Origin of the sequence: Pseudomonas mucoides (genome assembly GCF_015461845.1) — a bacterium.
GTDB classification, from domain to species: Bacteria; Pseudomonadota; Gammaproteobacteria; order Pseudomonadales; family Pseudomonadaceae; genus Aquipseudomonas; species Aquipseudomonas mucoides.
The window spans coordinates 125523-143792 of the sequence record NZ_JACOPW010000008.1 but is presented as its reverse complement, the minus strand read 5'-3'; the positions used below and the strand labels follow the sequence as shown (position 1 = coordinate 143792).

Sequence of the window (18270 nt, the reverse complement as noted above, 5' to 3'; positions counted from 1 at the left end):
TACGAGTCATTAAAAGTGGTTGATGCCGGACGATGCTGCGTGCGCCCGAGGAGATGGCGAATTTCATTGTGGGAAATTGCCCCAACAAAAAAGGCCTCCCGAAGGAGGCCTCTTTTTGTCACGCTGCGTGTCGCAGCGCTACCGGATCAGCAGCTGTAGTACAGCTCATATTCCAGTGGGTGTACGAAGGTGCGGACCTTGATTTCTTCTTCGCTTTTCAGAGCGATGTAAGCGTCGATGAAGTCATCGGAGAACACGCCGCCTTTGGTCAGGAACGCACGACCTTTGTCCAGCTCTTCCAGGGCTTCTTTCAGGCTGCCGCAAACTTGTGGGATCTCTTTCGCCTCTTCAGGCGGCAGGTCGTACAGGTTTTTGTCAGCAGCATCGCCAGGGTGGATCTTGTTCTGGATGCCGTCCAGGCCAGCCATCAACAGTGCAGCGAAGCCCAGGTACGGGTTGGCTGCTGGATCCGGGAAGCGGGCTTCGATACGGCGAGCGCGAGGGCTGGACACGTAAGGAATACGGATCGAAGCGGAACGGTTGCGAGCCGAGTAGGCCAGCATTACCGGTGCTTCGAAACCTGGGACCAGACGCTTGTAGGAGTTGGTCGACGGGTTGGTAAAGCCGTTCAGTGCCTTACCGTGCTTGATGATACCGCCGATGAAGTACAGGGCGGTGTCGGACAGGCCGGCATAGCCTTCGCCAGCGAAGGTGTTCTTGCCATCTTTGGCGATGGACAGGTGGACGTGCATACCCGAACCGTTGTCGCCGTACAGAGGCTTAGGCATGAAGGTCGCGGTGCGGCCGTATGCATCAGCAACGTTGTGTACGCAGTACTTCAGGGTTTGAACTTCGTCAGCCTTGGCAACCAGGGTGTTGAACTTCACGCCGATTTCGTTCTGGCCAGCAGTCGCCACTTCGTGGTGGTGAACTTCGATGACCAGGCCCATTTCTTCCATGGCGTTGCACATGGAGGTACGGATTTCGTGGTCGTGGTCGAATGGCGGAACAGGGAAGTAGCCGCCTTTGACGCCTGGACGGTGGCCACGGTTGCCGCCTTCCACGTCCTGGTCGGACATCCACGAACCTTGTTCGGAGAAGATTTTGAACATCGAGCCAGAGATGTCGGACTTGAACTTCACTTCGTCGAAGATGAAGAACTCAGGCTCTGGACCCACAAATACGGTGTCACCGATACCGGTCGACTTCAGGTATTCCTCGGCACGCTTGGCGATCGCACGTGGGTCGCGGTCGTAGCCTTGCATGGTCGAAGGCTCGATCACGTCGCAAACCAGGATCAGGGTCGGCTCTTCGGTGAACGGGTCAAGTACGGCAGTGCTGTCGTCCGGCATCAGGATCATGTCGGAGGCTTCGATGCCTTTCCAGCCAGCAATGGAGGAGCCGTCGAACATTTTGCCTTCTTCGAAGAAAGCGTCATCCAGCGCGTCGCGAGCCGGCATGGTCACGTGGTGCTGAGTGCCTTTGGTGTCCGTGAAGCGCAGATCAATCCACTTGACGTCATGATCTTTGATGAGTTGAACCGACTTCGACATAGTGTCCTCCGGGTGGCTTCGGGCTTAGTAGTGGATGCCCTTGGAATGTGGGTGATGCCGGCGCGAATACTCTGCCAAGGCAACCTGCCTCACAAGGGAGCAAATTGCATGCCAGTGCCCCACCATGGGTTTTTTGCCCCAATTTCACGCTTATAAAGGCACAAAGCGTCTTCAGGTGAAAAATCTCGCCCTACAATGTAGCGTTAAAATCCATAAATGACCTGTTTTGGTGCGCGCAAAACCTTCTGCACATTAACTGGTTAAACCTTGAGCAATTTCCGCTATAATCCGCGCCCCCCTTTTTCGGCTGGCCCAGCGCGCGCTGTTTTCATGAAACTAATCGTAAAAGTCTTCCCCGAGATCACCATCAAGAGCCGCCCGGTACGGATGCGTTTCATCCGCCAATTGGCTAAAAACATCCGCACCGTGCTCCGCGACCTGGACCCGGCCGTGGTGGTGAACGGTGTGTGGGACAATCTCGAGCTGGAAACCCGCGTCAGCGAGCCCAAAGCCCTGAAGGAGATGACCGAGCGCCTGAGCTGCATGCCGGGCATCGCGCATTTCCTGCAGGTCGATGAATACCCGTTGGGCGATTTCGACGACATCGTCGCCAAGTGCAAGCAGCACTTCGGTGAGTCCCTGGCCGGCAAGATCTTCTCGGTGCGCTGCAAGCGTGCCGGCAAGCACGAATTCAGCTCGATGGACGTCGAAAAATACGTCGGCAGCCAACTGCGTCGTCAGTGCGGCGCCGCCGGAATCTCGCTGAAAGAGCCGGAAATCGAAGTTCGCATCGAAATTCGCGACAAACGGTTGTTTGTGATCCACAGCCAGCACAACAGCATCGGCGGTTATCCGCTGGGTGCACTGGAGCAGACGCTTGTGCTGATGTCCGGTGGCTTCGACTCCACCGTGGCGGCGTACCAGATCATGCGTCGTGGCCTGATGAGCCATTTCTGCTTCTTCAATCTGGGCGGAAGGGCCCATGAACTGGGCGTCATGGAAGTCGCGCACTTCATCTGGAAGAAGTACGGAAGCTCCCAACGCGTGTTATTTGTCAGTGTGCCGTTCGAGGAAGTTCTGGGAGAAATTCTCGGGAAAGTCGATAACAGTCATATGGGTGTAGTTTTGAAGCGTATGATGTTGCGCGCTGCTTCCCGTATTGCTGATCGGCTGGACATTGAAGCGCTGGTCACCGGTGAAGCGATTTCCCAGGTGTCGAGCCAGACGTTGCCGAACCTGTCCGTGATCGACTGCGTGACCGACAAGCTGGTCTTGCGTCCGCTGATCGCCAGTCACAAGCAGGACATCATCGACCTGGCCAACGAAATCGGGACTGCCGACTTCGCCAAGCACATGCCGGAATACTGCGGGGTCATCTCGGTGAACCCAAAGACCCACGCCAAGCGTCCGCGCGTGGAGCATGAAGAGAAAGAATTCGACATGGCGGTCCTTGAGCGTGCGCTCGAGAACGCCAAACTGGTCCCGATCGATCGCGTAATCGACGAATTGGGCCAGGACTTGCAGATTGAAGAAGTCAGCGAAGCGCTGGCGGGGCAAATCATCATCGACATCCGTCACCCGGATGCCGCTGAAGATGATCCGCTGGCCCTGGCTGGTATCGAGGTACAAGCGATGCCTTTCTATGCATTGAACGCTCGTTTCAAGGAACTGGACCCTACTCGCCAGTACCTGCTGTATTGCGACAAAGGCGTGATGAGTCGCCTGCATGCCCACCATTTGCTCAGTGAGGGGCATGCCAATGTGCGCGTTTATCGACCGAGCTAAGAGCCCGGGGCTGTATGCCTGTGGCCTGCGTCACCGGCCCCCCGACTCTGCCGTCAAGCTGTAACGGCAAGGCCTGACTCTACTGTTAATCGCTGCCAAGACTTGTCAGCACACCGAATCCTCTGATCGAGATACACAAGTGATCGAAAATCTACGCAACATCGCCATCATTGCTCACGTTGACCATGGTAAAACCACCCTGGTAGACAAACTCTTGCGTCAATCCGGCACCCTGGAGCGCAACGAGCTCAACGACGAGCGCGTGATGGACTCCAACGACCAGGAGAAAGAGCGCGGTATTACCATTCTGGCGAAAAACACCGCCATCAACTGGAACGGCTACCACATCAACATCGTGGACACCCCGGGCCACGCCGACTTCGGCGGCGAAGTTGAACGCGTAATGTCGATGGTTGACTCCGTTCTGCTGCTGGTTGACGCTCAAGACGGCCCTATGCCGCAAACCCGTTTCGTGACCAAGAAGGCTTTCGAAGCCGGCCTGCGTCCAATCGTGGTCATCAACAAGGTTGACCGTCCAGGCGCGCGTCCGGACTGGGTTCTGGACCAGATCTTCGACCTGTTCGACAACCTCGGTGCTACCGAAGAACAGCTGGACTTCAAAGTCGTCTACGCCTCGGCCCTGAACGGCATTGCCGGTCTGGAACACACCGACATGGCTGAAGACATGACCCCGCTGTACCAGTCGATCGTCGACAACGTACCTGCGCCGAAAGTCGACCGCGATGGTCCATTCCAGATGCAAATCTCCGCTCTGGACTACAACAGCTTCCTGGGTGTTATCGGCGTTGGCCGTATCGCTCGTGGCCGCATCAAGCCGAACACTCCGGTTGTCGCTATCGACGCCGACGGCAAGAAGCGTAACGGTCGTATCCTGAAGCTGATGGGTCACCACGGTCTGCACCGTATCGACGTTGACGAAGCAGCTGCCGGCGACATCGTCTGCATCAGCGGCTTCGACCAGCTGTTCATCTCCGACACTCTGTGCGACCCACTGAACGTCGAAGCGATGAAGCCGCTGACCGTTGACGAACCAACCGTTTCCATGACCTTCCAGGTAAACGACTCGCCTTTCTGCGGTAAAGAAGGCAAGTTCGTGACTTCCCGTAACATCAAGGAACGTCTGGACAAAGAACTGCTCTACAACGTTGCCCTGCGCGTTGAAGAAGGCGACACCGCCGACAAGTTCAAAGTCTCCGGCCGTGGTGAGCTGCACCTCTCGGTACTGATCGAAACCATGCGTCGCGAAGGCTTCGAAATGGGTGTTGGTCGTCCGGAAGTGATCATCCGCATGGTTGATGGCGTCAAGCACGAACCGTACGAAAACGTGACCATCGACCTGCCGGAAGAATCGCAAGGTTCGATCATGGAACAGATCGGTATCCGTAAGGGCGACCTGACCAACATGGTTCCGGATGGCAAGGGCCGTGTGCGCCTTGAGTACAACATCCCGGCCCGTGGCCTGATCGGTTTCCGTAACGAGTTCCTGACCCTGACCTCCGGTGCAGGCATCCTGACCTCGATCTTCGACCGTTACGACGTGATGAAGTCCGGCGACATGTCCGGCCGTCAGAACGGCGTGCTGGTGTCGGTTGCTACCGGTAAGGCACTGACTTACTCGCTGGAAACCCTGCAAGCTCGCGGCAAACTGTTCCTGGGTCACGGTGAAGACGTGTACGAAGGTCAAATCGTCGGCATCAACAGCCGCGACAACGACCTGGGCGTCAACCCAACCAAAGGCAAGAAGCTCGACAACATGCGTGCTTCGGGTAAAGACGAAACCATCGCTCTGGTTCCGCCTATCCGCTTCACTCTGGAGCAGGCTCTGGAATTCGTTCAAGAAGACGAATTGTGCGAAGTCACTCCTAAGTCCATCCGTCTTCGTAAGAAGATCCTGGGCGAAAGCGAGCGTACCCGCGCTGCCAAGAAAAGCGGCAACTGAGTTTCGACTTAGTTAACGCTTAAAAAAACGCCCCCGACCGCAAGGTCGGGGGCGTTTTTGTTTGTCTGGGGTTTGTGCGGTAACTGTGGCGAGCGAGCTTGCTCGCGCTGGGCTGCGTAGCGGCCCCAGATTTTTGCAGCTAGCTGATTTTCTGAGTGCTATGCACTCAGGCGGGAGCAAGCTCCCTCGCCACAGTTCACAGGCTGAGGATCAGAATTTTTCGAGGGTACGACGGCTACTGCTGGTCTCGCGCGCCACTTCCTTTGGCTTGTAAGCGCAATACCCCGGCCGTGGCCCGATTTTCGGGTGATTGCGGCAGGTATCCGGGCGCTTTTCATAAATAGTGCACAGACGGCTCTTACGATCCAGGTACAGGCAATCGTTGTTGCTCATGCGCTGGAGGGTGAAGATCTCGGTCTTCTGGCTGTAGCGTTCGACGATTCCTTCCTTCTGCAGGCGCTTGGCGATGTTCTTCGCCGGCTCGCCGCGTTCGAACTCGTCGACGATGCCGATACGGATCAGATCCTTGATCTTGACCTCGACCGGCAGCGTGCAGCAGCTGGACACGCAGGAACCGCACATCGGCGCAGAGTACTTGGCCCAGGTATCGAGGCGATCGATCTCAGCGGCGGCGATCAGGTTGGGCTTCATCATCGGTTGTTACCAGCTACGTGCATCAGGGCGCGCGATCATACCGGGACTGGTGGATTTTTGAACAACCTTTCGCCAGATTTTTTCTGTATCACCCAAAAAGCACCGTTAATCCGGCACGGCCCCTGCATTGATTCAGGCACACGACAAGGTAATGCCGACCTATCTCGCACTATCAGGAAAAACTGCCGAACCAGAGCCCTCACCGTCTGTCAGACCGTCTAGGCTCAACAACTCCACGCTCGCTCGAGGTCCTATCGATGACTCAAGAACCACTTGTTCGCGAAGCAGAGGTGGCCGCATTCCGCGACGCCGTCTTGACCAAACTCACCTATGCGGTGGGTAAAGACCCGGATCACGCCTTCGACCACGACTGGTTCGAAGCCATCGCCCTGGCGGCGCGGGATCACATGGTCGAGCACTGGATGGACCACACCCGGCAGATCTACCGCAAAGGACAGAAACGGGTTTATTACCTCTCCCTCGAATTTCTTATCGGCCGGCTGCTCTACGACAGCCTGAGCAACCTGGGCTTGCTCGACGTCGCCCGCGAAGCGCTGACCGAACTCGGTGTCGACCTCGAACGCATTCGCCTGCTGGAGCCCGACGCGGCGCTGGGCAACGGTGGCCTCGGTCGTCTGGCCGCCTGCTTCATGGAAAGCATGTCGACCCTGGGCATCGCCGGCCACGGCTACGGCATTCGTTATGAACACGGTTTGTTCCGCCAGGCCATCGTCGACGGCTGGCAGCAGGAACAGACCGAACACTGGCTGGACTTCGGCAACCCGTGGGAATTCGAGCGCCCAGAAGTCGTTTACCCGATCGGCTTCGGCGGCGGCGTCGAAACCGTCACCGATGAAAACGGCAAGACCAAGCAAGTCTGGACCCCGGTGGAAACCGTCCGCGCGATTGCTTACGACACGCCGGTGGTCGGCTGGCGCGGGGCGAGCGTCAATACCTTGCGTCTGTGGCGCGCGCGCGCGATGGAAGATTTGCACCTGGAACGCTTCAACGCCGGTGACCACTTGGGTGCCGTGGCCGAAGTCGCCCGGGCCGAAAGTATTTCCCGCGTGCTTTATCCCGCGGACAGCACCGAAGCCGGGCAGGAACTGCGCCTGCGCCAGGAATATTTCTTCGTCGCTGCCTCATTGCAGGATTTGCTGCGCCGTCACCGCAACATGCACACCTCGGTCCTGACCCTGGGCGACCACGCGGCGATCCAGCTCAACGACACGCACCCCTCGATTGCCGTGGCCGAATTGATGCGCCAACTGGTCGATGTCTACGACGTCGCCTGGGATGCAGCATGGCAAGTCACCGTGGACACGCTGTCGTACACCAACCACACGCTGCTGCCGGAAGCGCTGGAAACCTGGCCGGTCGGCTTGATGGAGCGGATGTTGCCGCGGCACATGCAGATCATTTACCTGATCAACGCCCAACACATCGATTCGCTGCGGGCCAAAGGGATTCACGACTTCGACGTGTTGCGCGCGGTGTCGCTGATCGAAGAAGACAATGGCCGCCGTGTGCGCATGGGCAACCTCGCGTTCCTTGGTTCGCACAGCGTCAACGGTGTCTCCGGGCTGCACACGCAGTTAATGCGTAAAACCGTATTCTCCGAACTGCACAAACTCTACCCCGACCGGATCAACAACAAGACCAACGGCATCACCTTCCGCCGCTGGCTGTACCAGGCCAACCCTGAACTGACGTCGATGATGGTCGATGCCCTCGGGCCTGATTTGCTCGACAACCCCGAAGAGCGCTTGCTCGATCTGGAACCGTTCGCCGAGAAATCCGCGTTCCGAAAAGCCTTCGCCGATCAGCGTCTGCACAGTAAAAAAGCCCTGGCGTACCTGATTCACGAGCGGCTGGGCGTGGCAGTCAACCCGGCGGCGATGTTCGACGTGCAGGTCAAACGGATCCACGAGTACAAACGCCAGTTGCTCAACCTGATGCACACCGTAGCGTTGTATCAGGCGATTCGGGCCGAACCGGAAGTCGACTGGGTGCCGCGCGTGAAGATCTTCGCCGGCAAGGCCGCCGCCAGTTATCACCAGGCCAAGCTGATCATCAAATTGACCAACGACATTGCCCGGGTGGTGAATAACGACCCGACCGTGCGCGGTCTGCTCAAAGTGGTGTTCCTGCCCAACTACAACGTCAGCCTGGCGGAGAGCATTATTCCGGCGGCGGATTTGTCGGAGCAGATTTCCACCGCAGGCTTCGAAGCCTCTGGCACCAGCAACATGAAGTTCGGCCTCAACGGTGCATTGACTATTGGCACCCTGGACGGGGCCAACGTCGAAATGTGCGAACGCATCGGCGCCGAGCACATGTTCATCTTCGGCCTCAGTGCGCAGCAGGTTGAAGCACGCAAACAGAACCATGAGTTCAACGCGACGCCGGATATCGCAGCGTCCCATCGGCTGAGCGACGTGCTGCAAGCGATTCGTGGCGGGGTGTTCTCGCCGGATGATCCGTCCCGTTATACCGGGTTGATCGATTCGCTGGTGGACTACGACCGCTTCCTGGTCTGTGCCGACTTCGACTCTTATTGGGACGCGCAGATGCGCGTTGAAGCCCATTGGCACGACTCCAAGGAATGGTGGCGTTCGGCGGTGTTGAACACCTCGCGGATGGGCTGGTTCTCCTCGGACCGGACTATTCGTGAGTACGCGACGGACATCTGGAAGGCACTGGAGTAACTTTTCGCAATAATTGCGTGCAAGGCCCGACGGTTGTTGGGCCTGGCCGATATACTAAGCACCAGTTTCAGTGAGCGCTGCGCGCTCAATCGCGGGCAAGTCACGCTCCCACAGGTCATCGTCGTTCTTGCGGCTCATGAAAATCCTGTGGGAGCGTGACTTGCCCGCGATGACGTCAGTGCAGACGCCACAAGGCAATGAGCCGCTTAGGGATATCGACCATGCAATGGATTTTCATGCTGATTGGGCTGGTGCTCGGCTGGATACTCGATGAGTCGTTCAGTGATGCGCTGTTGGGCGCATTGCTCGGCTTGGGTATTGGCCAAGCCATTCACATCGCCCGTTTAGGTTCAAAAGCGGCCGAGCAGCACCTTTTGCTGGAGCAGACGCAAGTTGCGCTGAATGCCATGCAGCAACGACTGACCTTGCTCGAAGTGTCCGGCGTCAAGGCGTCTGAAACCGGCGAACCGATCGCCAGCGAGTCCGTTGCACCTCCTGAATTTACGCTCGACGAAATCCCTGCCGACACCCCGGAACTGATCTGGGACCTCCCTGCCGAACTCGAACCGATCACCACTGCGGCGACTGAGTCCAGTCAGCCACTGCCGGCCGATGTCTGGAAACCCGAGCCGGTTGCCCGCGAACCTGCCATCCCGCGCGGCCCTAACTTTATCGATCGCGCCATCAGTGGCGCCCGCGCCTGGCTGTTCGGTGGCAACACTGTGCTGCGGGTCGGTGTGGTGCTGTTGTTCCTCGGTCTGGCCTTTCTGCTGCGCTACGCAACCGAAGGCATGGTGGTGCCGATTGAACTGCGTTACGCCGGGGTTGCGGCGGCAGCATTGGGCCTGCTCGGACTGGGCTGGTGGCTGCGTCATCGCAACACCCATTACGCATTGATGCTGCAAGGCACCGGCATTGCCGTGCTGTACCTGACGGTGTTCGCCGCCATGCGTTTGCATCCGTTGCTTGATCCCACCGCAGCGCTTGGCTTGCTGGTGGCGGTGACGGTGTTCTCGGCCATTCTGGCGATCACCCAGGACTCCCTGGCGTTGGCCTGCGTCGCCGCGCTGGGCGGTTTTGCCGCGCCGATTCTCACGTCCACTGGCGCCGGCAATCACGTCGCGCTGTTCAGCTACTTTGCATTGCTCAACGCCGGCATCCTCGCCATCGCCTGGTTCAAGGCCTGGCGATTGCTCAACTTGATTGGCTTCGTCGGCACCTTCGGTATCGGTTTCGCCTGGGGCCTGCGTTCCTACACGCCAGAGTTGCTGTGGAGCACCGAGCCGTTCCTGATCCTGTTTTTCCTGATGTACCTGGCCATCGGCCTGCTGTTCGCCCGGCGCAAGTTACTGGAAATGAGCGATGCGCCCGAGGACGACAGTCGCGAGGCGTTGCTGCGCTGGTCGGCGCGTAAAGGTGATTACGTCGACGGCACGATGCTGTTTGGCCCGCCGTTGGTGGGCTTCGGCTTGCAGTTCGCGCTGGTCCAGCACCTTGAGTTTGCCGCCGCGTTCAGCGCATTGGCGCTGGGTATGATTTACATGGGGCTGGCCCGATTGCTGATGGGCGGCCGCGCGTTGTTGGTGGCAGAAACCTGTCTGGCACTGGGTGTGATTTTCGCCAGTCTGGCGATTCCATTGGGGCTGGATGCGCGCTGGACGTCGGCGGCCTGGGCCGTCGAAGGTGCCGGGATTTTCTGGCTCGGCTTGCGTCAGCAACGCCCGTTGGCCAGGGCCTTTGCCTTGTTGCTGCAACTGGGTTCGGCGCTGGCGTTTCTCAGCGAGCTGCGGATCGGCGAAAGCAGCCTGCTCGACGGCGCACCGTTGGGTGCGTTGATGCTCGGCGTGGCGTTGTTGTTCAGCTTCTACCAATTGCGCCAAGCCTCGCCGGAGCACACGGCGCAATGGGAACGCAAAGGGCTGCCGGTACTGGCTTGCCTCGGCCTGATGTTCCTTTACCTATTGGCGCCGTTGTTTTTATTCACCCACGGTACGGCGATCAGTTGGGCGCTGGCCGGGCTGGCGACGTTGTTTGTCGGTCTGCGCCTGCAATCGCGCACGTTCCTGTTCACCGCGTTTGCTGTGCAATTGCTCGGTGGCGCGTTGTTCCTGCTGCGTCTGCAAGGTGCTGGCGGTGAATCGGCGGCGGTGTTCAGTGCCGGCTGGAGCGGTTTGCTCAGTGCCTCGCTGATCGGCCTGGCGTTGATCGCCGGCATGCTGCTGGCGGCCCGTGATGACATGGTGCGCAGCGACGTGCGACTGCTGCGCGGTTTGTCGGTGGTGTTGCTGGCCGGCCTGGTGCTGATCAATCTGGCGGTGCTGTTCGTGCTGCCATGGCAGACCGCGAGTGCGGTGTGGGCGGCCAGTGGTTTGTTCATCATCTGGTTGAGCCTGTATCTCAAGCAGCGCGTGAGTTTTGTCTTCGGTTTGCTGTTGCAGGTGATTGGCGGCGCGGCGTTCCTGTTTGCCGGGCCGGACCTGCTCGGACCGTTGGCCAGCGAAGGACTGAAGCCACTGGCGCACAGCGGTTTCTGGACGCCGTTGGTACTGGGCTTGGCGGCGCTGGTCGGGGCCTGGCGATTGCAGCTGGGCAACCATGCTTCGGCGTTCGATGTGTTGAGCTTGCAGCGTTTGTCCGAAGTGCTGCTGGTGTGGGGTGCAGGTTGGTGGGCGCTGGCGTGGGTCAGTGAAGTGCTGCGCTTTGCGCCGGTGAATCTGCAAGCGCCGCTGCTGCTGGCGGTGGCGGCCATTAGTGTGGCGCTGTGGACACTGTTGGCACTGCGCTTGAAATGGTCTTCGCTGGGTTTGCTCTGCACCTTGCTGATACCCGCGGCCGGCGTGGTGTTGCTCGCGGCGTGGCATTCGCGTTATCACCCGGCGGCCAGTTTTGGCTGGTTGGCCTGGGCGGCGGTGTTTGTCGTGCATTTCGTTTCGCTGAAACGACTGGCGCCGATGTTGCGGGTGCGCGCGCTCAGCACCGCGCATGTGCTTGGCTGCTGGTTGTTGATCGGTGTGCTGGCGCTGGAACTGCGTTACGGCTTGCTGTTGTTGTCCGAGCAGTACAACGCCTGGCGCTGGTTGGGCTGGGCGATTCTGCCGAGTCTGTACCTGGTGCTGATGGCGGCGCCGCGCACTTGGCCGTGGCCGGTGTCGGCGTATCCCCGCGAGTACCGACTGTATGCGGCGGCACCGTTGGCGCTGCTGATGCTCGGCTGGTTCTGGCTGGCGAACGTGGTCAGCGACGGCACCGCCGAACCGCTGCCTTATGTGCCGCTGATCAACCCGCTGGAATTGGGCCTGCTATGTGCGCTGTTCGGCGTCTACGTCTGGTCGCGCAGCGCGGTGACGCAGCTGGCGATCCGCAAGGATTACGCCGAACACGCCACGCAATTGATCGCCGGGGTTTCGCTGTTCGTGTTCTTCACTGCGTTGGTGATGCGCACCGCGCACCAATGGGGCGGTGTGCCGTTCGAATTCGATGCCTTGCTGGAATCGATGCTGGTGCAGGCCGGCCTGTCCATCGTCTGGACCCTGATGGCGCTGAGTCTGATGATCGGTGGCCATTTGCGCCATCGTCGCGAGGTCTGGCTGATCGGTGCGGCGTTGATTGGCGTGGTGGTGGCCAAGCTGTTCTTTGTGGAATTGAGTAACCGCGGCGGGCTCGCGCGGATCGTGTCGTTTATCGGCGTGGGTGTGCTGCTACTGGTGGTGGGCTATTTCGCGCCGCTGCCGCCCAAGCGTGCCGAGGCTGTGCCGGAATCTGAAAAACCGGCCCCGGAAACCGAAGGAGTGTCGTCTTGAGTCAGAAGCTGAACCTGGGATGGTTGGGTGCCGTTGCGCTGGGTGTGACGTTGTCAGTCAGCGCCCAGGAGCAACCGGCGGATTTCACCACTCAAGTGCCGTTGTCCGTGAGCGGCGAAGGCCCGTGGTATCGCCTCGAATTGCCGTTGAGCGTGCAGTTGAATGCGCGGCAAACCGACCTGAGTGATGTGCGTGTGTTCAACGCCGCCGGTCAGGTTCAGGCGTATGCCCTGGCGCGGGAATCGGCCCAGACCCGCAAAGATCGCACGCTGACCGACGTGAAGTGGTTCCCGCTGTACAACTCGGCGGATTCCACCGAGCGCGCGCCCAGCGTGCGGGTGCAATCGAGTGCCAACGGCACCCTGGTCGAAGTGCAGCCGTCCAGTCAGTTGGAGGCGGGCGAAGAAGTCCTGCGCGGCTGGTTGCTCGATGCCAGTGGCATCAAGGCGCCGTTGCAGCAATTGGTCCTCGACTGGACCAGCGAGCGTGACGGCTTCCAGCGATTCAGCATAGAAGCCAGCGACGACTTGCAGCATTGGCAATCGTGGGGCGAAGGGCAGGTCGCACGGCTGACGTTTGCCGACGAACAGGTCGAGCAGCATGAAGTCGGGTTGCCGGGGCAATCGGCGCGCTATCTGCGCTTGCTGTGGAATTCGCCGCAATCGGCGCCAGCGCTGACCTCGGCGCAGCTGGAAAGCGCCAGCACCCGCAGCCTGCCGCTGCCGTTGGTCTGGTCTCAAGCGTTGGCCGGCAGCAGCGCGAAGGTCGGTGAATACACTTGGCAGTTGCCGATGGGGCTGAATGTCGAACGGGTGCAGGTCGATCTGAGTCAGCCCAACAGTCTGGCGCCGGTGACGTTGTCGGGTCGCCGCGAGAGCAGTTTGCCGTGGCAGCCGCTGGGCAGCGGTTTGCTGTATCGCCTGACCCAGAGTGGCCAGGACGTGGTGCAAAACGAATTGCAGTTGTCGGGGCAAACCGTGCAGCAGTTGAGACTGGTGGTGGACGAGCGTGGCGGCGGCCTGGGTGCCGAAGCGCCGACGCTGAAGTTCGCTGTGCGTTCGACGCAACTGGTGTTCCTGGCACGCGGCCCCGGGCCTTACATGCTGGCGCTGGGGAGTGCGACGGTGAAAGCGGCGAGCTTGCCGTTGTCGACGCTGATTCCGGATTACAGCGCGCAGAAACTGGCGACATTGGGCAAGGCAACGGTGGACGGCGGGGCGGTGGTGACGCCGACATCGACGGTGATCACGACGGCAACGGCGGGCACGAGCTGGAAAAAAATCGGGTTGTGGGCGGTGTTGTTGCTGAGTGTGCTGTTCCTGGCAGCGATGGCGTTCAGCTTGCTGCGCAAGCCCCCTGTCAAACCCTGAAAGTGGGTGTTGCGCCCCCATCGCGAGCAGGCGCGCTCCCGCAGTGGATCTCCCGTGTTCATGGGATCCAAGTGGGCGTGAGCCTGCTCGCGATAGCGGTTTATCGGCCGGTAAAAATGCCCGTTTCGAACTACGCTCATCCCGGTGCATGAACTCTCTTGGGCGTATCACGTCTGATAGGAGGAAATGCGCCTCGACTCGCGTTAAACTGCGCGGGTTTTTAGCCCCCCATTCCACCGGAGCCTTCCATGTCCCGCGTTACCCTGAGTCGCTATTTGATTGAGCAGACCCGTAGCAACAACACCCCTGCCGATCTGCGTTTCCTGATCGAAGTGGTGGCGCGTGCTTGCAAAGAGATCAACCACGCCGTGTCCAAAGGCGCATTGGGTGGTGTTCTGGGCAGCATGGGCACTGAAAACGTCCAAGGTGAAGTGCAGAAAAAACTCGACGTGATCTCCAACGAGATCCTGCTCGAAGCCAACGAATGGGGCGGTCACCTGGCCGGCATGGCGTCCGAAGAAATGGACAATGCCTACCAGATCCCGGGCAAATACCCGAAAGGCGCGTACCTGCTGGTATTCGACCCGCTGGACGGTTCGTCGAACATCGACATCAACGCACCGGTCGGTACGATCTTCTCGGTGCTACGTTGCCCGAACGAATACCTGAGCCAGAACGAGCCTTTGAACGAGAAGGCCTTCCTGCAGCCAGGCACCGAGCAAGTGGCTGCCGGTTACGCGATCTACGGTCCACAGACCATGTTGATCCTGACCCTGGGTGATGGCGTTAAAGGCTTCACCCTGGACCGTGAAATGGGCAGCTTCGTGCTGACCCACGAAGACATCAAGATCCCGACCTCCACTCAGGAATTCGCGATCAACGCCTCCAACCAGCGTCACTGGGAAGCCCCGGTACAACGTTACGTCGGCGAATTGCTGGCTGGCGAAGAAGGCCCGCTGAAAAAGAACTACAACATGCGTTGGGTCGCCGCGATGGTCGCGGACGTGCACCGCATCCTGACCCGTGGCGGTCTGTTCATGTACCCGCGCGACAGCCGCGAGCCGTCCAAGCCGGGCAAGCTGCGTCTGATGTACGAAGCCAACCCGATGTCGTTCCTGGTTGAACAGGCCGGCGGCGCTTCCACCGATGGCCATCAACGCATCCTCGACATCAAGCCGGACGGCCTGCACCAGCGTGTCGCGGTGTTCCTCGGTTCGAAAGAAGAAGTCGAACGCGTCACGGCTTACCACAAGGCCTAAACCATGACCGCGCCCTGGCAGCCGTTGCTCGATTGGTGGTTCGGTTCTTCCGGATCAGCGAACGAAACAGCGGCCGCCAAGGGCAAGTTATGGTTCGGCAAGCGCAACAGCCAGGACCTCGAAGCGCAAACGCGTTTCGGGGACTGGGTCGAGCAGGCACTGGTCGGCGGATTGACTGACTGGGCGCAACGCCCCGAAGGTTGGCTGGCTCTGGTGCTGCTGCTCGATCAACTCCCGCGAATGATCTACCGCGACACTCCCAAATCCTTTTCCGGCGATCTCAGGGCTCAGGCTCTGGTGGCGCAAGGCATTGCTGCGGATTTTGATCGGCAGCTGCAGCCGATTCAGCGGGTGTTTATTTACCTGGTGCTGGAGCATTGCGAGCATCTGGCGGTGCAGAACGAAGCTGTTTCGCGGTTCATCGAATTGGTGGCGCAGCAGCCGGAGGCTGATCGGGCGGTGTTTGCCGATAACCTGGATTATGCCGAGCGGCATCGGGACGTGATTGCGCGGTTTGGACGGTTTCCGCATCGCAATGCGGTGTTGGGGCGGGCGTCTACGGCTGAGGAAATAGAGTTTCTTTCGGGGCCTGGATCTCGGTTCTGATGCTTCTTTTTTGCTAATGCCGCCATCGCGGGCAAGCCCGCTCCCACAATGATCTCTGTCCACCGAAGATCCCTGTGGGAGCGGGCTTGCCCGCGAAGAGGCCAGTAAGAGCGCCTTAGATTCTGAAGCTACCCACCAACTGCTTCAATCGCGCCGCCTGCTGCTCAAGATCCGCACACGCACGCAAGGTCGACTGCAAGTTCTCCACCCCTTCCTGGTTCAAGGTGTTGATCTCGGTAATGTCGACGTTGATCGACTCCACCACCGCGGTCTGTTCTTCCGTCGCCGTCGCCACTGACTGGTTCATCCCGTCGATTTCACCAATGCGCTGCGTCACGCTGCCCAGGCGTTCACCGGCCTGGTTGGCGATGCCGACGCTGCTTTCGCTCTGGCGCTGGCTGTCGGTCATGGTGCTGACCGCTTCACGGGCGCCGACTTGCAGCTCCTCGATCATCTTCTGCACTTGCTGCGCCGAATCCTGAGTGCGGTGGGCGAGGTTGCGCACCTCGTCCGCCACCACGGCAAAGCCACGACCGGCTTCACCGGCACGGGCTGCTTCGATGGCCGCGTTCAGGGCCAGCAAGTTGGTTTGCTGGGAGATGCTGGTGATCACTTCCAGAATCTGCCCGATGTTCACGGTGTTGCTGTTGAGTGTTTCGATGTTGCCGCACGAATCGCTGATCTTCGCCGACAGCTGCTGCATCGCAGCGATGGTTTTATCCACCACTTGCTGACCGTCCTCGGCGAGGGCGCGGGCGTCGCTCGAATGCTGCGAGGCGAGGGCGGCGTTCTGGGCGATTTCCTGGGCGGCGGCCCCCAGTTCGTTGATCGCGGCGGCCACGCTGCTGGTGCGCGAGGCTTGCTGGTCGGAGTTGAACATCGACGAGTTGGACGCGGCCACCACACGCAGGGCGACTTCGTTGACCTGGCCGGTGGCCGAGGACACTTCGCGAATCGAGGTGTGAATACGTTCTACAAAACGGTTGAACGAGGTGCCCAGTGCGCCGAATTCGTCCTGGCCGTGGATGGTCAGGCGTTTGGTCAGGTCACCTTCGCCTTCGGCGATGTCATGCATCGCGCGGCCCATGGTCAGCAGCGGCTGCATCAGGAAGCTGATCAACATGCCCAGCAACGCGATGATGATCACCACGGCGATGACCATGGCGATGATCGCCGAGGTGCGGAATTCGCTGAGCATCGAGAACGCGGTGTCCTGATCCAGCACCAGCGCCACATACCAGTCCGCCGACGGCACGCCGTTGACGTGGGTGAAGGAGATGAACTGGGTCTTGCCGTCGAACTCGACTTCTTTCATGCCCGGGCTGACTTTCGGCGCGCCGTTCGGGTAGGCATCGGCCAGTCCTTTGAGCACCAGTTTGCTGTCCGGGTGGATCAGGATCTTGCCGTCGGCGCTGACGATGAATGCATGGCCGTGGCCGCCGAAATTCAGCGAGTTGATGATTGCGCTGACGCTGGACAGGTCGATGTCCGCACCGGCGACACCGATCATCTGGCCCTGATTCTTCACGGGCGTGGCGACGGTGATTACCAATTTGCCCGAGGACGCAGCGATGTACGGTTCGGTGACGATGGTCTGTTGCGCGCTGTTGGCCGCCTTGTACCAGCCGCGAGCGCGAGGGTCGTAGTCGGCGGCGCGATTGCCGGCCGGGACCGAGAACATCACCCCGTCAGTGCCGCCGAAATAGCTCAGCTGGAAGTTGCTGGTGTAAGCCGGCAGGTCGATGGCGCGTTTCAGGCTGGCGGGTGCGCTGCCATCCATGGCGATCTGCTGGGACAACGATTGCAGCAACTGAATGCGGCTTTCCAGCCAGGTCTGGATGTTGCTGGTGGTCAGGCTGCCGAGTTCCTGCATCGAAGATTCGGTACTGCTGCGCAGGGTCTGGCGCTGGCGATAGTCGTTGAACAGGATGAAACAAGCGAATGCAACGGCCACCACGAGGGCGGCAGCCAGCAAGATCTTGTGGCTGAACTTCATGTTTCTGGTCATTAAATGAGCTACCGCGGAGGGGCTGATCAACTGGGGGCGTCAATTTGCCACAGTCAGGGCTGTGGGATCCCTCTGTGTCGACTGGCCAGCGCCAAAGATTAGGCGTCTTTTTGCAAAAACTGACGAAATACCCATTTGCGTAAGAAAGTGGCTGATTTTTCGAAAAAAGGCAGACGAGTGGCCTGATAAATAGCGTGACGGTCGGGGAACCAGAAGAGGGTTTTCTCTTCTAAGCTTCTGCTTGGCAGCCATGCCATTCCCCTTCGCTCCAGGAGTTTCACCATGTCGCTGCGATCTATCGCCTTGCTCTCGTTCTGCGTGTTGTTGGCCGCATGCAGCAAGGTCAATCAGGAAAACTACTCGAAACTGTCGACCGGCATGCCTAAGGCCGAGGTCGAAACGTTGTTGGGTCAACCTGCTGATTGCTCGGGCGCGCTCGGTATGTCCAGTTGCACCTGGGGCGACAAAAACAGCTTTATCAGCGTGCAGTACGCCGGTGACAAAGTATTGATGTTTTCCGGCCAAGGCCTGAAGTAAACCGGGGCGTTGCGCCCACGGGAGAAAAAC

At 59.6% G+C, this 18270-nt stretch carries 12 protein-coding genes and 1 pseudogene; 8 read left to right on the top strand and 5 right to left on the bottom strand.

Annotated features, from left to right (window positions below; genetic code table 11):
- Positions 1-146 precede the first annotated feature (146 nt).
- On the bottom strand, positions 147-1553 hold the full coding sequence (glnA, locus tag H8F22_RS26750) for a glutamate--ammonia ligase (protein ID WP_027922158.1): 1407 nt from the start codon (positions 1551-1553) through the stop codon (positions 147-149).
- Positions 1554-1883: 330 nt separating this feature from the next.
- Here glnA and thiI point away from each other — a divergent pair, with 330 nt between their 5' ends.
- Together thiI and typA are read left to right on the top strand one after the other, a co-directional pair.
- Positions 1884-3338 (top strand): tRNA uracil 4-sulfurtransferase ThiI, encoded by a 1455-nt coding sequence (thiI, locus tag H8F22_RS26745; protein ID WP_027922157.1) that lies wholly within the window; start codon positions 1884-1886, stop codon positions 3336-3338.
- 139 nt (positions 3339-3477) lie between these two features.
- Positions 3478-5298: a translational GTPase TypA gene (gene typA, locus H8F22_RS26740; RefSeq protein WP_027922156.1), complete on the top strand. Its 1821-nt coding sequence runs from the start codon at positions 3478-3480 to the stop codon at positions 5296-5298.
- A 210-nt stretch (positions 5299-5508) separates the two neighbouring features.
- Here the strand turns inward: typA and H8F22_RS26735 are convergent, their stop codons facing one another.
- On the bottom strand, positions 5509-5949 hold the full coding sequence (locus H8F22_RS26735) for a YkgJ family cysteine cluster protein (protein WP_027922155.1): 441 nt from the start codon (positions 5947-5949) through the stop codon (positions 5509-5511).
- A gap of 260 nt (positions 5950-6209) precedes the next feature.
- Here H8F22_RS26735 and H8F22_RS26730 point away from each other — a divergent pair, with 260 nt between their 5' ends.
- The 5 genes from H8F22_RS26730 to H8F22_RS26710 all read left to right on the top strand — a co-directional run bounded on the left by H8F22_RS26730 (position 6210) and on the right by H8F22_RS26710 (position 15695).
- Entirely contained in the window at positions 6210-8660 is a 2451-nt protein-coding gene (locus H8F22_RS26730; RefSeq protein ID WP_027922154.1) for a glycogen/starch/alpha-glucan phosphorylase, read from the top strand.
- A 221-nt stretch (positions 8661-8881) separates the two neighbouring features.
- Positions 8882-12460 (top strand): DUF2339 domain-containing protein, encoded by a 3579-nt coding sequence (locus H8F22_RS26725; RefSeq protein ID WP_194940888.1) that lies wholly within the window; start codon positions 8882-8884, stop codon positions 12458-12460.
- Complete coding sequence (locus tag H8F22_RS26720) at positions 12457-13830, top strand: DUF3999 domain-containing protein (RefSeq protein ID WP_194940887.1); 1374 nt, start codon at positions 12457-12459, stop codon at positions 13828-13830. The genes H8F22_RS26725 and H8F22_RS26720 overlap by 4 nt, the downstream gene beginning before the upstream one ends.
- Positions 13831-14078: 248 nt before the next feature.
- The gene (locus tag H8F22_RS26715; RefSeq protein ID WP_059181786.1) at positions 14079-15089 is read left to right on the top strand and encodes a class 1 fructose-bisphosphatase; all 1011 of its coding nucleotides are present in this window, start codon (positions 14079-14081) and stop codon (positions 15087-15089) included.
- A 3-nt stretch (positions 15090-15092) separates the two neighbouring features.
- On the top strand, positions 15093-15695 hold the full coding sequence (locus H8F22_RS26710; protein ID WP_027922150.1) for a DUF924 family protein: 603 nt from the start codon (positions 15093-15095) through the stop codon (positions 15693-15695).
- A 115-nt stretch (positions 15696-15810) separates the two neighbouring features.
- On the opposite strand, the gene H8F22_RS33195 is transcribed toward H8F22_RS26710, so the two are convergent.
- From H8F22_RS33195 to H8F22_RS26700, 3 genes and pseudogenes are all read right to left on the bottom strand, one after another.
- Positions 15811-16575, bottom strand: a complete 765-nt coding sequence (locus H8F22_RS33195) for a methyl-accepting chemotaxis protein (RefSeq protein ID WP_370694726.1) — start codon at positions 16573-16575, stop codon at positions 15811-15813.
- A gap of 93 nt (positions 16576-16668) precedes the next feature.
- Positions 16669-17691, bottom strand: a pseudogene (locus H8F22_RS33190) (HAMP domain-containing protein); the annotation flags it as partial.
- A 110-nt stretch (positions 17692-17801) separates the two neighbouring features.
- Positions 17802-17960: a hypothetical protein gene (locus tag H8F22_RS26700; protein ID WP_155953701.1), complete on the bottom strand. Its 159-nt coding sequence runs from the start codon at positions 17958-17960 to the stop codon at positions 17802-17804.
- A gap of 25 nt (positions 17961-17985) precedes the next feature.
- Between H8F22_RS26700 and H8F22_RS26695 the strand changes: the two genes are divergently transcribed.
- Positions 17986-18240 carry a hypothetical protein gene (locus H8F22_RS26695; protein ID WP_027922147.1) on the top strand — a complete coding sequence of 85 codons (255 nt, stop codon included), beginning with the start codon at positions 17986-17988 and terminating at the stop codon, positions 18238-18240.
- Positions 18241-18270 lie beyond the last annotated feature (30 nt).

Bases quoted from the DNA above. Each gene is read 5' to 3' on its own strand.
- glnA (WP_027922158.1), bottom strand. From the start codon at position 1,553: ATGTCGAAGTCGGTTCAACTCATCAAAGATCATGACGTCAAGTGGATT.
- thiI (WP_027922157.1), top strand. From the start codon at position 1,884: ATGAAACTAATCGTAAAAGTCTTCCCCGAGATCACCATCAAGAGCCGC.
- H8F22_RS26735 (WP_027922155.1), bottom strand. From the start codon at position 5,949: ATGAAGCCCAACCTGATCGCCGCCGCTGAGATCGATCGCCTCGATACC.
- H8F22_RS26730 (WP_027922154.1), top strand. From the start codon at position 6,210: ATGACTCAAGAACCACTTGTTCGCGAAGCAGAGGTGGCCGCATTCCGC.
- H8F22_RS26725 (WP_194940888.1), top strand. From the start codon at position 8,882: ATGCAATGGATTTTCATGCTGATTGGGCTGGTGCTCGGCTGGATACTC.
- H8F22_RS26715 (WP_059181786.1), top strand. From the start codon at position 14,079: ATGTCCCGCGTTACCCTGAGTCGCTATTTGATTGAGCAGACCCGTAGC.
- H8F22_RS26710 (WP_027922150.1), top strand. From the start codon at position 15,093: ATGACCGCGCCCTGGCAGCCGTTGCTCGATTGGTGGTTCGGTTCTTCC.
- H8F22_RS33195 (WP_370694726.1), bottom strand. From the start codon at position 16,575: ATGTTCAACTCCGACCAGCAAGCCTCGCGCACCAGCAGCGTGGCCGCC.
- H8F22_RS26700 (WP_155953701.1), bottom strand. From the start codon at position 17,960: ATGGCATGGCTGCCAAGCAGAAGCTTAGAAGAGAAAACCCTCTTCTGG.
- H8F22_RS26695 (WP_027922147.1), top strand. From the start codon at position 17,986: ATGTCGCTGCGATCTATCGCCTTGCTCTCGTTCTGCGTGTTGTTGGCC.